Genomic DNA, 14,711 nt, shown 5'->3' on the forward strand with positions numbered 1-14,711 from the left:
TGATCCGGCGGACAAGGGCCTCAGCTGCCCTCGGCCGGCGGGACGAGGATCTCGAACCAGACCGTGGAGCCGCGGACCGTCGGGTCGGTGCCCCAGGCGTCGCTGAGTTCCTCGATCAGGCCGAGACCGCGCCCGCGACTGCTCAACGTGTCGGTCCGGGCCCGGGTCACGGTGCCCCGGGTGCCGGAATCGGCGACCGAGACCAGCAGCCGCTCAGGGCTGAGGTCGATCTCCACCCGGGCGGCGGTGCCGGCGTGCAGCAGCGCGTTCGTCGTCAACTCGCTGGTGCACAGCACCGCAGCGCCGACCACCGACTCGGGCACCTGCCAGTCGGTGAGCTGGCCGGTCATCCAGTGCCGGACCCGGCTGGGCGCGGTCGGCTCCGCCGGCACCTCCATGCTCGCCGACCGGCTCGGCTTGAGCGCGTGCTCGACCGCCAGCACCGCCACGTCGTCCTCGGTGCCCCCGGGCACCGCGGCGGTGGCCACCGCGCAGAGCGCGCGAGGGTCACCGCTGCCGGCCTTGGCGACCGCGTCGCCGAGAGCGTCCAACCCGGCCGTGAGGCTCTGCCGGCGGCGCTCCACCACCCCGTCGCTGAACAACAGCAGGGTGTCGCCGGGGCGGAACGCGACCGTGGTGGTGCCCGGCCGGCCGCCCAACCCCAGAGGGGGACCCGCCGGTACGTCCAGGTACTCGGCGTGGGAGCGGCCGTCCGGGCCGCAGCGGCGGACCAGCGGCGCCGGGTGACCGGCGCTGGCGAGGGTCAGCTCGCGCCGCTCCGCGTCGACCACGCCGAAGACCACGGTGACGAACAGTTCGTGCGTGCCGGCTTCCGCGCCGAGGCTGGTCACCAGCCGGTCCAGTCCGGCCAGCACCGCGTCCGGTGCCGGGTCGGCCAGGGCCAGCGCGCGCAGCGCCGCCCGGACCTGTCCCATCCGCGCCGCCGCCTGTACGTCGTGTCCGGCGACGTCGCCCAGAACGACGCCGAGCCCGCCCGTGGGCAGCAGGAACGCGTCGTAGAAGTCGCCGCCGGCCGCGTTGCCGTCGACTCCGGGGTCGTAACGGGCCGCGATCCGCAGTCGGGGCAGGGTCGGCAGGTGTTCTGGCAGCATGCTGCGTTGCAGCAGCTGGGCTGTGCCGTGCTGGGTCTCGAACCGGCGTGCCCGCTCCGCCGCCTGGCCGATCAGCTCGGCCGAGGCGGCCAGCAGTGCCTGCTCGGCGGCCGACCAGGTGTGTGGCACCCCGTAGCCGACCGCAAGCCCGCCCCGGACCACCGAGGTGCCCAGTGGCAGCGCGGCCATCGCCCGGATCTTCTGGTCGTGGCGGTCCACGGCCGTCTCGCGCAGCGGCTGCCCGTCGCGTGTCAGCGACGGCACGCCCGAGCGGGCCGCCTGCACCACCGGAGCCGACCAGTCCGCCGGGGCGCGCCGCCACAGCGGCGGTAGCCGCTCGTCGGCCTCGTCCATCAGCTCGCCGCGTACCCGGCGCACCATCCGCCAGCCGCCGCCGCCCTCGTCGACGGCGAACGCGACCGAGTCGGCGTCGAACGTGGTGATCGCGTACCGCAGCGCCACCCGGGCCACGTCGTCGAGCGTGAGGGTGCCGGCGAGCGCGGCGGCGACCTCGCTGAGGCTCTGCAACTGTTCGGCGACGCGGGTGGTCTCGGCGGCGACCGTCAGCATCCCCACGATCTGCCCGGCGCTGTCGTGCACCGGCGAGTAGCTCCGGGTGAACACCGCCTGCGCCGCCACGCCCGAGTGGTCCCGGGTCATGGGCAGCGTCGACTCCTTCTCCAGGAACGGCACGCCCTGCCGGTAGGCGCGGTCGATCGCCTCACCGACACCGGGCAGGTCCCAGATCTCGGCGTACACCTCGGCGGAGGGACGGCCGAGGGCACCCGGGTGCTTGCTGCCCAGCAGCTCGGCGAAGCCGTCGTTGTAGAGCAGGACGAGGTCGTCGCCGTAGGCCAGCGCCATCGGCATCGGCGCGGCGAGGATCAGGTCGACCACGGCCCGGATCGCCGGGTCCCACCGCTCGGGCGGGCCGAGCGAGGTGCCGGCCCAGTCGTGGGCGAGCACGGCGGCGGCAGCGCCGGGACCGGTGGATGCGCCCGGGACCGGAGTTGCTGGCGTGGGCACCCGCCCGACCGTTCCTGGCATGTCCGCAGCCTAGCTGGCCGTCCGGCGGTCGTATCCGATCATGGTCGTGGGGCGTGGCGAGGCCCGTCGCGGTGGCTGTTCGGGCAGTTCAGGACCCCTGTTCGGCGACTTGTCGGAAAAAACGCGGCGAGCTGCGCGGACTGCCGCACCGGAGGCCGGGTATGCGCTCGGCGCAGTCCATGCGACAGGAGGGACATCATGCTGAAAACCCTCGCGGTCCGGCAGGCCGACATCGGCGACGCCATCGCCGACACCTGGAGGTCGGTGCTGCTCTTCATCCCGAAGGCCGTGGCCTTCATCGTGATCCTCGTGGTCGGCTGGCTCATCGCCAGAGCGGTCCTCAAGATCGTGGACACGGTTCTGGAACGGGTGAACTTCGACCGGGCGGTCGAACGCGGCGGCATCAAACGAGCGCTGGAGAGAACGAAGTACGACGCCAGTGACATCCTGGCCAGACTGGCGTACTACGCGGTGCTGCTGTTCACGCTGCAGTTCGCGTTCGGGGTCTGGGGACCCAACGCCATCAGTGACCTGATCAGCGGCGTGGTGGCCTGGCTGCCGCGTGCGTTCGTGGCGATCATCGTGGTGGTGGTGGCGGCTGCGATCGCGAGCGCCGTCCGTGATCTGGTCACCGGGGCGCTGGGCGGTCTCTCGTACGGCAAGGTCCTGGCCGACCTGACGGCGATCTTCATCATCGCGCTCGGCGTGATCGCCGCGCTGAACCAGGTGGGTATCGCCACCACGGTGACGACGCCGGTGCTGATCGCGGTGCTCGCCACGGTGGCCGGCATCCTGATCGTCGGTGTCGGTGGTGGTCTGGTGAAGCCGATGCAGCGGCGCTGGGACGGCTGGCTGGACCGTGCCGCCGAGGAGGCCCGGGCGGTGCAGCAGCAGCGTCAGGCCAGTGCGGCCGGGCGTGGCGACGTGGAGCGGCAGATGGCCGACCGTGGGGGCGACCGCACCCAGGCCATGCCGCGGGTCGACGAGCAGTCGACGATGGCCGGCGAGACCCAGCAGTACCGCCAGTAACGGGGGCGGAACGGCCGGTGGGGAGGGTGTCCGCGTTCTCGCGCGGGCGCCCTTCCCGCGCGTCAGGCCCGGTCGAGCGAGCGGGCCAGCGCGCACACCGCGAGCAGCCGCGTGAGCAGCCAGTCCGGCTCGCTCCAGTCCACCGGCCCGCTGGGTGGTGCCCAGCCGTGTTCCAGGGCGGCGGCGCGGACGCCCTCGGCGTAGCCGGCGAGAGTCGCGGCGGTCAGCGGGCGGCGGTCCCCGTCGAGGCTGTCCCGCACGGCGGCCGCGTGCTGGTCGACGAGGGCCAGCAGCCCGGGCCGCGCGGCGGCGGCGGCGAGCCCGACGGTGCCCACCGACACGGTGAGGGCTGCCAGGGTGGACTGCGCCGACTCGACGGCGGTACGGGTCGCGACCCGGTTGAACGCACGCATGGTGACCGAGGCTAACCGACCGTTCGCCGGGTCGGCCTCGGCCGCTCGGCGGGTGTCGGCCACGCCACCGGCCGGTTCGTGCTGGCCGCAGGGGTTGATCCGGCACAGACGGGGCAGCAGGAGAACCACCCGCACACGGCGGCACAGAGCACGGAGGCACGGATGGGACACCAGGCGGACGGGCCGGACGACGAGCACCGCCGGCCGGCCGGGGTGAGCGACGCGACCGTCGCGGCACTCGGCAAACTCAGCGAGGCGCTGGAGTGCGTGGAACGGGCGCGTGGGCACCTGTACTCGCTGCACCAGCTCATCGGGCACGCCGACCTGATGCTCGACGACGCCGTGGAGCAGCTTCGCGCGGCCGGGCACCCGCAGATCGCCGACCGGGTCGACACCGAGTTGCTGGGCCGCAACGTCATCGCCGGCCGGTGGACGTTCCAGATCGTCGAGGACTTCGACGACGGGTACTACGCGCTGTTCCGGGAGCTGGACCGGCAGGCCCGCGACGAACTGGTGGGCGGGCGGCGGCACCTGTACGAGGCGGAGATGAAAGAGCGCCGCCGCAGCCGGGGCCGGCCGGGTCACGAGGCCCGACCGGGCACCGACGGTTAGTGCTCCGGACTAGTCGCTTGTCGCGTCGGCCGGCCGACGCCGCGCCGCGTCGTCGGCGATGATCACGGTGGCGACCATCAGCGCGACGCAGAGGCTGAACAGCCACGACTCGTCGGCGACGAGCCAGGCGGAGACGGGAGCCTGCAGCGCGGCGAGCAGGAAGCCGAGCCAGGCGAGCCGGCGCTGACGCGGGGAGAGGATTCCGGAGCCCTGATGCATCCCGAAATTCTTACGCGCATCGGTCGGGTTGCCGTCCTCCGATCGGCCGATTCTGGATGAGCTGTCCGTTTTCTCGACCGTCCGGACATCACTTCTTGTCGCCGAGAGCGATCGGCCGGAGGTGGCGCTAGGGTGCGGCTGCGGCAGGATGGGTTCCCGTGTCCACCACCCCCGCCCGGCCCCGTGCCTCCCTGCTCCTGCTGGCCTACCTGGCCTTCGTCAGTCTCGGCCTGCCCGACGGACTGCTCGGCGTCGGTTGGCCGTCGATCCGAACCGACTTCGGCGTACCGACCGAGGCCGTCGGGCTGCTGCTCACCGCGGGCACCGTGGGTTACCTCACGTCCAGCGTGCTGGCCGGGTTCACGCTGGCCCGCGTCGGCGTGGGCGCGCTGCTCGCCGGCAGCACCCTGCTGGCCGGCCTGGCGCTGACCGGTCACGCCCTGAGCCCCGGGTTGGCCGTGCTGGTGGGCTGTGCGCTGCTGCTCGGGCTGGGCTCCGGCGCGATCGACTCGGGGCTCAACGCGTACGCCGCCGGGGCCTTCGGCCCGCGACACATGAACTGGATGCACGCGTTCTTCGGCCTGGGTGTGGCGATCGGCCCACTGATCATGACCGGGGCGCTGAGCGCCGGCCTGTCCTGGCGGTGGGGGTACGGCATCATGGCCGCCGCCCAGTTCGCCGTCGCCACCGCGTTCGCGCTCACCGTGCGGGCCTGGCAGCGCGGCGTACCGGCCTCCTCCGATCCGGGTGCCGTCGTCGGGGCGTCAGCGTCGCCGGCGGTCCGGGTCCCGATCCGCGCGACGCTGCGGCTGCCGGCGGTCTGGTCGGGAGCGCTCGCCTTCGCGCTGTACGTCGCCATCGAGGTGTCCGCCGGGCTGTGGGCGTTCCTGCTGCTCACCGAGGGGCGTGGGCTGAGCGCCGCGGTGGCCGGGGGCTGCGTCTCCGCCTACTGGGGCAGCCTCTTCGTCGGCCGGGTGGTGCAGGGCGTGGTGGCCGAGCGGCTGGGAGGCGCTCTGGTGCTGCGCGTCAGCCTGGCCGGGATGGCCGTCGGCGCGGCGCTGATCGCCGTACCCGGGCCGGCCGTGCTGGCCGTGCTCGGCCTGCTCGTGGTCGGCTTCGCCGCCGCGCCGGTGTTCCCGCTGCTCACCCTCACCACCGTCGACCGGGTCGGCGCGGCGCACGCGGACCGGGCCATCGGGCTCCAGATCGGCGCCGCCGGCGTCGGTGCCGCGCTGGTGCCGGCCGGGCTCGGCATCCTGATCGGCAACACCACGGTGCAGGTGCTCGGCTCGGCCCTGGTGGTGCTGGCACTGGCGTTGATCGGACTGTACGAGCTGGGCTCCCGCCGCCCCGGCCCGGAGCGGGCCGGACCCGGTGGGTCAGAGCCCGCCCGGCCGGATCAGGCGGCTCAGGTCGGCGGGGAGGGTCACATGGTGTCCGGTCCGGTGCGGCCGGTGGTCGACGGACGGTAGGCGCGATCCGGGTCGGTGGGCTCACGGCCGCTGCCTCTGGCCTGCCCGCCCCGGTCCACCGCCGCCGGTCCGTGCCCGAACGCGGCCTCCTCGCCGGCGTCGTTGCCCGTCACGTCGTCGGCCTGCCCGTCGATGCTGGAGCCCGCCACGGCGCGCTCCAACTCCTCCAGCGGCAGTCGTTCCTCGTCCCGCCACACCCTGTTGTCGTCGGTCATGCCATCAGCGGTACCCGGGCGCGATGATCGCAAACGGATGCCGCCCTGCCGGTGGTCGGCCCGGGACACGGCGATGGCCGCCGGGAACTCCGGCGGCCATCGCGCGACGATGCTCAGGATCAGGGCTGCGGCCGGTCCACCGTGCCGCGCCAGGCGCCGGTCTCCTGACCGCGCCGCTCGATGAAGGTCTTGAACCGCTCCAGGTCGCCCTTGGCCCGCCGGTCCACGATGCCGAGCTTGTCACCGGCCTGCTCCGCCACCCCGTGCGGCTCGAACTCGAGCTGGAGCGTGACGCGGGTCTTGTCCTCGTCCAACCGGTGGAAGGTCACCACACCGGCCTGCTGCGTGCCGCTGGTGGAGCGCCAGGCGACCCGCTCGTCGGGGAGCTGTTCGGTGATCTCGGCGTCGAACTCGCGCTTCACGCCGGCGATGTCCACCGTCCAGTGGGTCATCGTGTCGGAGATCTGCCGGACCTCCCGTACGCCCTCCATGAACTCGGGGAACTCCTCGAACTGGGTCCACTGGTCATAGGCGGTGCGGACGGGTACGGAAACATCGACGTGTTCGGTAACGCCACTCATCAGAGAACCTCCTTCGGCCGCGGATGATCGTCCGGATCGGGGGACGATCCGGTCACCAGCGGGTTGTCTCGTTCTTGTTGCCGAGTGCGGCCCAGACCTCGGAGATCGTCTGGTACCGGGTGCCCTCGGGCAGCCGCTCCAGCGCCGCCACGATGTCGTCGGGCGCCTCGTTGTCGCGCGCGTTGGCGATCAACGTCGCGCGGTCGCCGGGCAGGGCGCTCATCGTGATGAACCGGCCGAGCCGACTGCGCTGCTCGACGTCCTCCGAGCTCATGCCCTTGGGCGCGCCGGTGCGGAGCTCACCGGCCGGAGCGGTCGTCGCCTCCGGCTGGTCCTCACCGGCCGGCTCCGGCACCCGCGACTCCTCGACGCGCGAGCCACCGGTCCCCGGCCCCTGCACGAGGCCGCTGACCTCCTGACTCATCTGCTCGTCGATCCTCGGTCCGTGCTTGCTGTTGCCACGCTCCATGCCCTCTGCGCTACCCGGCACCCCGGCGGGTAAACCGGCACCGGGTCACGAACCGGCCCTCGGCCCGGCCCGGAACCGGACGTCCGAACCCGAACCGGCGGTCAGGAGTCGGCCGCCTTTCGGGGTGGCAGGACCGGCTCGTCAGGGTCGGGATCACCGGCCTGCAACTGCCGGCCACGCTGCACCTCGGCGTTGATCTGCACCCCGAGCATCAGCGCCGAGTTGGACAGGTAGAGCCAGACGAGGAACGCGATGACCGCGCCGAGACTGCCGTAGGTGGCGTCGTACGAGCCGAAGTTGGCCACGTAGAGGCCGAACCCGAAGGAGGCGACCGCCCAGGCGACCAGAGCCACGCCGCCGCCGGGGGTGAGCCAGCGGAACCGGGGCTGCCGCACGTTCGGCGCGATCCAGAACAGCAGCGACAGCAACACCATCATGATCAGGGCGAGCACCGGCCACTTCGCGACGCTCCACACCGTGCGGGCCAGCCCGCCCGCGTTGATCAGGTCGCCGACGGCGTCGGTCACCGGGCCGCTGACGATCAGCCCGAGGGCGACGATCGCCAGCAGCACCAGCGAGACGGCGGCGAGTCCGATCTGCAACGGGCGCAGCTTCCACACCGGCCGCCCCTCCTGCACCCCGTAGACGGCGTTGGAGGCCCGGGTGAACGCCCCGATGAAGCCCGACGCCGACCAGAGCGCTCCGAGCAGACCGAAGCTGAGCAACGCCTTGGCCGAACTCTCCTGGACCACCACCGCCCGGATGACGTCGACCACGCCGTCGTCGGCCACCACCGACCCGGCGCCCATCTGGTTGGCCAGGTCGACCACCGTGTCGACCGTCTGCTCGCCGTTGGAAACCAGGCCGACCAGCGCGACCACCATGATCGTGGACGGAAAGAGCGCGAGCACCCCGTAGTAGGTCAGGGCGGCGGCCCAGTCCGAGCAGTTGTCGGTGACGAAGTTGCGCACGCTGCGGACCAGCACCCCGCGCCAGGTACGCCAGTTCAACTGCCGGATCCGCCGGGGCAGGGGTGCGCCCTGTGCGCCGTCGAGCGTCGTACCGGGCTCCGTGGTCGTCATGCCCGCTCCCTGTGCCCCGGCCGCCGGATGACCGGTCGTCCGGTCGGGCCTGGCCCGGCCGGTACCCCGGGCGGGAAATCGACAAACCCTCCGCCCGCCGGGCGGGCGCCGCCCCGGGGTTTGCCGCCCGGTCACCGGGGAACGGTCACGGTGACCCTGTCCACACGGAGGAGGACGAGATGCCCGGGCGCGAAGACCTGCCCAGCACGCTGCGACGCTCCCCGGATAAGGCGCAGCGCACCTGGGAGAAGACGCACGACTCGGCGGTGGAGACCTACGGCGAGGGGGAGCGGTCGCACCGCACCGCCTTCGCCGCGGTGAAGCACCAGTTCGAGAAGGTGGGCGATCACTGGGAGCCGAAGGGCCGCAAGGGCCCGAGCGACCGACAGGCCGCCGGCGGCGGACCGGAACGGCGAGCCCCCACCGCGGGTGGGGTGGACGCCAACGCCACCAAGGACCACCTGATGTCGGTGGCCCGCGAGCTGGACGTACCCGGCCGCTCCGGCATGACCAAGCCGGAGTTGGTCAAGGCGATCGAGAAGGCCAACGACCGGGCCACCCGCAAGGCCCGCGGCGACTGATCGCCGCGACGCGGGCGGCACAGCGAGACGGTACGGGCGGACGCGGCTATCCCGCGCCCGCCCGTACCGTTCACCAGTGCCCGCCGCCGGGCGCCTCGATGTGCACGGCCTTGGTGGCGGTGAACTCGTCCAGCAGCTCCGGGCCGTACCCGAAGCCCTGCCCGCTGCCCCGGCGCGGGTGGGCGGCGCCGCCCGGCGCGCCACCGAACACCGAGTTGACTTTCACGGTGCCCACCGGCAGCTCCCGCCAGGCCCGCTGCGCATGGCTCATCGACGCGGTCAGGACCGTGGCCGCCAGCCCGTACGGGGAGTCCGCCGCGCAGCGCAGGGCCTCGTCGAACGAGTCGACCACCACCACCGGGGCGACCGGGCCGAACGTCTCCTCCCGCACCAGTGGCATGTCGTGCCGGCAGTCGGTGACCACGGTGGGCGGGTAGAACGCCCCCGGCCCGTCCGGCAGCTCCCCACCGGTACGTATCCGGGCGCCGTCGGCCACCGCCGCCGTCACCTGCCCGTGCACGTGGTCGCGGTGTCGCCGGTCGACCAGCGGGCCCAGCTCGGTGCCCGGGTCGCGACCCGGGCCCAGCCGCAGCGCGCCGGCCCGCCGGACCAGCGCCGCCACGAAGTCCTCGGCCACCGTGCGGTGCACGTAGATCCGCTCCACCGCCACGCAGATCTGCCCGGCGTTGGCGAACGCGCCCAGCGCGGCCTGCCCGGCGGCCCAGTCCGCGTCGACCCCTGCGTCGATGATCAGCGGATCACTGCCGCCGTTCTCCAGCAGCACCTTCGCCCCGGTGCGGGCCGCCGCGGCGGCGATCGTCCGCCCGGTCGCGGTCGACCCCACGTGCGCCACCACGTCCACGTCCTGGCCGGCCAGCGCCGCGCCGACCTCCGGGCCGCCGGTGAGCAGCGACAACACGCCGGCCGGCAGTGCCCGGTCCAGTGCCCGGGCCAGCAGCCAACCCGTCGCCGGCGTGCGTTCGCTGGGCTTGTAGAGCACCACGTTGCCGGTGACCAGGGCCGCGCCGAGCAGCCCGCAGGAGACGGCCACCGGGTCGTTCCACGGGGTGATCGCCGCAACCACGCCCCGCGGCTGCGGCGTCATGAAGTCCAGGGCGTCGGTCTCGCCGTGCAGCGTCCGCCCGCCGCGCAGCGGGGCCAGCTCCGCGTACTGTCGCAGGGTGCCGATGCCCGCCTCGACGCCGCCGCGGGCATCCGCCAGCGGCTTGCCCATCTCCGCCGTGACCGCCGCGGCCAACTCCTCCGTCACCGCCGCCACGGCGTCCGCGGCCCGGTGCAGCGCCGCCGCCCGCGCGGCCGGTGCGGTCGCCGCCCACTCCGCCGCCGTCTCGCGTGCCGCCTCGACCGCCTTGCCGACCTCGTCGGCGGTGGCCACCGGCACCGAGCTGACCGGCGAATCGTCCGCCGGATCGCGGACGACCAGCTCGCCGCCACCGCCGCCAGCTCCCCACACCCCGCCCACCAGTTGCGCAACCGTGTACATGCGGCGTTGGATGCCCCGGGCTCGGCGAGGCAAACGCGTTTCGCCCCGTTGCGCGCCGGGTAGGCGGATCGGATGACTCCCACCGGCGCGCAGAGCGCGGACGCCGTCGTCGTCGGGGCCGGTCACAACGGTCTGGTAGCGGCCAACCTGCTGGCGGACGCCGGCTGGGACGTGGTGGTGCTGGAGGCGACCGCGGCGCCCGGCGGCGCCGTCCGCTCCGCCGAGGTGACCGCGCCCGGCTACCTCAGCGACCTCTACAGCTCCTTCTACCCCCTCGGGTACGCCTCACCGGTGCTGCGCGGGCTCGACCTGGGCCGTTACGGGCTGTCCTGGCGGCACTCGCCGGACGTGCTGGCGCACCTGCTGCCGGACGGCCGGGCCGCCGTGCTCAACCGGGACGCCGACGTCACCGCCGCCTCGCTGGAGCAGTTCGCCCCCGGCGACGGCAAGCGCTGGCTCAACGCGTACACCGACTGGCTCGAGGTGGCCGAGCCGATGCTGGACACCATCACCACGCCGTTCCCGCCCGTACGCGGTGGGCTGGGCCTCCTGCGCCGGCTGCGGGTCGCCGGCGCGCTGCGGCTGGCCCGGCGGCTGGTGGTGCCCGTCCGCAAGCTCGGCGACGAACTCTTCGACGGCGCCGGCGGGCCGGCGCTGCTGGCCGGCTGCGCCCTGCACACCGACCTGTCCCCGGAGGAGGCCGGCTCGGGCGTGTACGGCTGGCTGCTGGCCATGCTCGGCCAGCAGGTCGGCTGGCCGGTGCCCGACGGCGGCGCACAGCAGATCACCAACGCGCTGGTGGCCCGGCTGGAGGAACGCGGCGGCCGCATCCTCTACGGCGCCCGGGTCGACCGGGTGCTCACCGCCCGAGGCCGGGCGATGGGGGTACGCACCGTCGGCGGCGCACTGTGGCGGGCCCGCAAGGCCGTGCTCGCGGACGTGCCGGCGCCAGCGCTCTACCTCGACCTGGTCGGCGCGGCGGCGCTGCCGTCGCGGCTCGTGGAGGACCTGGCGCACTTCCGGTGGGACGGCTCGACGCTGAAGGTGGACTGGGCGCTCTCCGCGCCGGTGCCGTGGACGAACCGGGCGGTGGCCGGCGCCGGCACCGTGCACCTCGGCGCGGACCTCGACGGGTTGACCCGCTACTCCGGTGAACTGGCCCGCGGCGAGCTGCCGCGCGACCCGTTCCTGCTGCTCGGGCAGATGTCGGTCGCCGACCCGAGCCACTCCCCGCCGGGCACCGAATCGCTCTGGTCGTACACCCACCTGCCGTTCCGCCGGACCTGGCGTGCCGAGGACATCGCCGGGCACGTGCAGCGGATGGAGGACGTGCTGGAGGCGGCGGCGCCCGGCTTCCGGCAGCTCATCGTCGGCCGCCACGTGGCAGGGCCCGCCGACCTGGAGAAGGGCAACCCGAGTCTGGTCGGCGGCACGCTCGGTGGGGGCACCGCCGCCGCGTACCAGCAGCTGTTCCTGCGCCCGATTCCCGGCCTGGGCCGGGCGGACACGCCGGTGGACCGGCTCTTCCTGGCCAGCGCGTCGGCGCATCCCGGAGGCGGGGTGCACGGCGCGCCCGGGTCGAACGCCGCCCGCGCGGCGCTGGCCCGCGACCGCGCGCTCACCGGTCGTGCCTACGCCGCCGCGATCGGCGCCGCGCACCGCGCCGTCTACCCGGACTGAACGAAACGCCCGCCCGCCTTGGTGGCGGGCGGGCGGGACGCGCGGGTCAGCGGGTGATGTTGCGGTGCTTGCTGCGCAGGCGGAACGGCATCAGCGCGCTCTCCACCTTGGTCGCGGTCGTCATCTTGGACTCGCCGTCGCGCCGCTCCTCGAAGCGGATCGGCACCTCCAGGATGGTGTGCCCCAGCTTGGTGGCCAGGTAGTGCATCTCCACCTGGAAGCTGTAGCCGTTCGACTGCACCCGCTCGAGGCCGATGTCCCGCAGCGCGTCGGCCCGCCAGATCTTGAAGCCGGCGGTGAGGTCCCGGATCCGCACCCGCAGCAGGGTGTGCACGTAGAGGTTCGCCCAGCCGCTGAGCGCCCGACGGTACAGCGGCCAGTTCTCGTCCAGCTCGCCGCCGGGCACGTAGCGGGAGCCGATCACCACACCGGCCTGGGTGGAGAGCAGCGCGCCCAGCATCCCCGGCAGGGCCTCCGGCGGATGGGACAGGTCGGCGTCCATCTGCGCCACGTACTCGGCGCCGCCGTCGAGGGCACGCCCGATGCCGTCCACGTACGCCCGGCCCAGGCCCTCCTTGCCGGCCCGGTGCACCACCTCGACGCGGTCGGGGTGCTCGATGGCCAACTTGTCGGCCACCTCACCGGTGCCGTCGGGGGAGTTGTCGTCGGCGACGAGGATGCGCAGCCCCGGCAACGGCAGCGCGAGCAGCCGCTCGACCAACGCGGGGAGGTTGCCCGCCTCGTTGTAGGTGGGCACCACGACGGTCAGGCGCGCGTCCCGCCACGGCGACGGCAGCTGCACGGGCTCGATCATGTCGGACATCCTCGGTTTGCGGACAGGGCTACCCGAGAAGGGTAGCCAGTTGTCCGCTCCAGGTTGAAAAGGCTCCCCTTCCGGGCTTTGCGGACGGCGTTGCTTCGCTGCGTACGGGCATTGTTTCGGACGGTGCGGGGCGTCGCCCGTGCAGCGGGTGTCACACGTTCAGCGCCGGCCGCGCGCCAGGGCCGTGAGGGCCAGGGCCAGGCCGGCGAGCGCGACGCCGGACAACGCCGGCTTGTGGGTGCCGACCCACAGCGCCGCCGAGCGGTTGCGTGCCTGGTCGCTGAACACCCCGGCCGGGCCCCGGTCCCGGTCCGCGTCGCCGGGGTGGTCGAGGTTGTCCCGCCAGGTGGCCGGGTCGATCTCGTCACCGGTCTGCTGGCTGTCGTACCCGTCCCGGGCCAGCTTGCGGTCGAGCAGACCGGGGATCAGGATGTCGCCCAGTCGGGCCCTCCAGGTCGGGCCGCCCACGTTCAGCTCCCGGGTGCCGTGGTCGGCGGCCCAGACGATCGCCCGGGCGGCCAGCTCCGGTGCGAAGATCGGCGGCACCGGCTGCGGATACCGGGGCAGCCGGGTGCGGACCCAGGAGAACTGCGGCGTGTTCACGGCGGGCAACTGCACCATCGACAGCTTCACCCCCGGGCAGTCGTGCAGCAGCTCGGCCCGGAGTGAGTCGTTGAACCCCTGCACGGCGTGTTTGCTCGCGCAGTACGCCGACTGCAGGGGGATCCCGCGGTAGGCCAGCGCCGAGCCCACCTGCACGATGGCACCCCGCCCGTGCGCCCGCATGTGCCGCAGCGCCGCCAGGGTGCCGTGCACCGTACCCAGGTAGGTGACCTCGGTGACCCGGCGGAACTCCCGCGCCGGGATGTCCCAGGCCTGCGCGAACACCGACACCATGGCGTTGTTGACCCACACGTCGATGCCGCCCCACCGGTGCACCACGTCGTCGGCGGCCTGCTGCACGGCGCCCGCGTCCGCCACGTCGACCTGGTACACCCGTACGTCGGCGGCGCCGCGCAGTCGGCAGTCCCGCTCGGCGGCGGCCAGCCCCGCCTCGCCCCGGGCCAGCAGCGCCAGCCGGGCGCCCCGGGCCGCGTACGCGTGGGCCACCGCCCGCCCGACGCCCGCGCTCGCGCCGGTCACCACCACGGTCTGCGTCACGGCGTCCCCTTCTGCCGAGCCGCGATGTCGGCCAGCCGCCGGAGCGTCTCCCGGTTGCGCAGGTGCAGCACCACGTCGTTGAGCTTGTTACGAACCCAGCGCAGGGGACCGGCGGCGAAGTCCTCGCCGATGCGGACGCGGGTGGCGTCCCCGCCGACGGGTTCGAGGGTGAAGGTCACAATCGCCTCGCCGGCCGGCCAGAGACCGGCCCGCAGCACGAGCCGGTGCGGTGGCTCGCACAGCAGCACGGTCGACGAGTCCTGCAACGAGAACGGCCACGGCCCGGCCTTGTGGTGCAGTTGGCTGCCCACCCGCGGCCACGCGTCGTCCACGTCGCGCACGTGCACCGTGCCGACAACCCAGTCGCTGTACGTCCAACCGTCCGCCAGCACGTCGAACACCTGCTGCGGGGGAGCCTGGATCACTTTCTCCACAATCGCCACCGTGATCCCATACCCGCACCGTGCCGGAGGCTAACGACCCGTCGGGTTAGCTTCTCCGGGGCGGCGGGTATGGCCCGGTCGGGGCGGCCGTCGGGCGGCGCTGGCCCCACCCTGCCGACCCCTCGGCGGCGACGTTTACTCCTCGGGGCGCAGGGAACCCGCCGGCTGTGCGACAGGACCAGGAGGATCCGGATCAGCGCAGGTCAGCCCCGGTGAACGCCGGCGCTGGCCGGGCCGGTTCCGGGCCGTTCGGGGACCCTCGCCCCGT

The 14,711-nt window shown here is 73.6% G+C and carries 16 protein-coding genes; 5 read left to right on the top strand and 11 right to left on the bottom strand.

The window, feature by feature from the left end; all coding sequences use genetic code 11:
* Nucleotides 1-20: 20 nt before the first annotated feature.
* Nucleotides 21-2,159: a SpoIIE family protein phosphatase gene (locus tag M8C17_RS29390; protein WP_252419820.1), complete on the bottom strand. Its 2,139-nt coding sequence runs from the start codon at nucleotides 2,157-2,159 to the stop codon at nucleotides 21-23.
* A gap of 198 nt (nucleotides 2,160-2,357) precedes the next feature.
* Between M8C17_RS29390 and M8C17_RS29395 the strand changes: the two genes are divergently transcribed.
* The gene (locus tag M8C17_RS29395) at nucleotides 2,358-3,188 is read left to right on the top strand and encodes a hypothetical protein (RefSeq protein WP_252419821.1); all 831 of its coding nucleotides are present in this window, start codon (nucleotides 2,358-2,360) and stop codon (nucleotides 3,186-3,188) included.
* A gap of 62 nt (nucleotides 3,189-3,250) precedes the next feature.
* Here the strand turns inward: M8C17_RS29395 and M8C17_RS29400 are convergent, their stop codons facing one another.
* Entirely contained in the window at nucleotides 3,251-3,601 is a 351-nt protein-coding gene (locus M8C17_RS29400; RefSeq protein WP_252419822.1) for a DUF6401 family natural product biosynthesis protein, read from the bottom strand.
* Between the two features lie 162 nt (nucleotides 3,602-3,763).
* Here M8C17_RS29400 and M8C17_RS29405 point away from each other — a divergent pair, with 162 nt between their 5' ends.
* A complete protein-coding gene (locus M8C17_RS29405) occupies nucleotides 3,764-4,213 on the top strand; it encodes a hypothetical protein (RefSeq protein ID WP_252419823.1) in 450 nt (149 codons plus the stop codon).
* Between the two features lie 9 nt (nucleotides 4,214-4,222).
* Here the strand turns inward: M8C17_RS29405 and M8C17_RS29410 are convergent, their stop codons facing one another.
* Nucleotides 4,223-4,432: a hypothetical protein gene (locus tag M8C17_RS29410; RefSeq protein WP_252419824.1), complete on the bottom strand. Its 210-nt coding sequence runs from the start codon at nucleotides 4,430-4,432 to the stop codon at nucleotides 4,223-4,225.
* Between the two features lie 158 nt (nucleotides 4,433-4,590).
* On the opposite strand from M8C17_RS29410, the gene M8C17_RS29415 reads away from it, so the two are divergent.
* Entirely contained in the window at nucleotides 4,591-5,904 is a 1,314-nt protein-coding gene (locus M8C17_RS29415) for a sugar MFS transporter (protein WP_252419825.1), read from the top strand.
* Here the strand turns inward: M8C17_RS29415 and M8C17_RS29420 are convergent.
* The 4 genes from M8C17_RS29420 to M8C17_RS29435 all read right to left on the bottom strand — a co-directional run bounded on the left by M8C17_RS29420 (nucleotide 5,859) and on the right by M8C17_RS29435 (nucleotide 8,251).
* Nucleotides 5,859-6,119, bottom strand: coding sequence for a hypothetical protein (locus M8C17_RS29420; RefSeq protein WP_252419826.1), 261 nt, complete (start codon nucleotides 6,117-6,119; stop codon nucleotides 5,859-5,861). The two genes, M8C17_RS29415 and M8C17_RS29420, sit on opposite strands and share 46 nt — an antisense overlap.
* 119 nt (nucleotides 6,120-6,238) lie before the next feature.
* Nucleotides 6,239-6,700, bottom strand: coding sequence for an SRPBCC family protein (locus M8C17_RS29425; RefSeq protein ID WP_252419827.1), 462 nt, complete (start codon nucleotides 6,698-6,700; stop codon nucleotides 6,239-6,241).
* A 52-nt stretch (nucleotides 6,701-6,752) separates the two neighbouring features.
* A complete protein-coding gene (locus M8C17_RS29430) occupies nucleotides 6,753-7,169 on the bottom strand; it encodes a DUF2795 domain-containing protein (RefSeq protein WP_252419828.1) in 417 nt (138 codons plus the stop codon).
* Nucleotides 7,170-7,270: 101 nt separating this feature from the next.
* Nucleotides 7,271-8,251: a YihY/virulence factor BrkB family protein gene (locus tag M8C17_RS29435; protein ID WP_252419829.1), complete on the bottom strand. Its 981-nt coding sequence runs from the start codon at nucleotides 8,249-8,251 to the stop codon at nucleotides 7,271-7,273.
* 179 nt (nucleotides 8,252-8,430) lie between these two features.
* On the opposite strand from M8C17_RS29435, the gene M8C17_RS29440 reads away from it, so the two are divergent.
* A complete protein-coding gene (locus tag M8C17_RS29440; protein WP_252419830.1) occupies nucleotides 8,431-8,832 on the top strand; it encodes a ChaB family protein in 402 nt (133 codons plus the stop codon).
* Nucleotides 8,833-8,902: 70 nt separating this feature from the next.
* On the opposite strand, the gene M8C17_RS29445 is transcribed toward M8C17_RS29440, so the two are convergent.
* Nucleotides 8,903-10,336: an aldehyde dehydrogenase gene (locus M8C17_RS29445; RefSeq protein WP_252419831.1), complete on the bottom strand. Its 1,434-nt coding sequence runs from the start codon at nucleotides 10,334-10,336 to the stop codon at nucleotides 8,903-8,905.
* A gap of 72 nt (nucleotides 10,337-10,408) precedes the next feature.
* On the opposite strand from M8C17_RS29445, the gene M8C17_RS29450 reads away from it, so the two are divergent.
* Nucleotides 10,409-12,016 (top strand): NAD(P)/FAD-dependent oxidoreductase, encoded by a 1,608-nt coding sequence (locus M8C17_RS29450; RefSeq protein WP_252419832.1) that lies wholly within the window; start codon nucleotides 10,409-10,411, stop codon nucleotides 12,014-12,016.
* A gap of 46 nt (nucleotides 12,017-12,062) precedes the next feature.
* Here M8C17_RS29450 and M8C17_RS29455 read toward each other — a convergent pair whose 3' ends face one another.
* From M8C17_RS29455 to M8C17_RS29465, 3 genes are all read right to left on the bottom strand, one after another.
* Nucleotides 12,063-12,830, bottom strand: a complete 768-nt coding sequence (locus tag M8C17_RS29455) for a polyprenol monophosphomannose synthase (RefSeq protein WP_252419833.1) — start codon at nucleotides 12,828-12,830, stop codon at nucleotides 12,063-12,065.
* A 168-nt stretch (nucleotides 12,831-12,998) separates the two neighbouring features.
* Nucleotides 12,999-14,000 carry an SDR family oxidoreductase gene (locus M8C17_RS29460; RefSeq protein ID WP_252419834.1) on the bottom strand — a complete coding sequence of 334 codons (1,002 nt, stop codon included), beginning with the start codon at nucleotides 13,998-14,000 and terminating at the stop codon, nucleotides 12,999-13,001.
* Nucleotides 13,997-14,425, bottom strand: a complete 429-nt coding sequence (locus M8C17_RS29465) for an SRPBCC family protein (protein ID WP_308209602.1) — start codon at nucleotides 14,423-14,425, stop codon at nucleotides 13,997-13,999. Before M8C17_RS29465 ends, M8C17_RS29460 begins: the two co-directional genes overlap by 4 nt.
* Nucleotides 14,426-14,711 lie beyond the last annotated feature (286 nt).

Source organism: Micromonospora sp. RHAY321, assembly GCF_023896955.1.
Lineage (GTDB): Bacteria > Actinomycetota > Actinomycetes > Mycobacteriales > Micromonosporaceae > Micromonospora.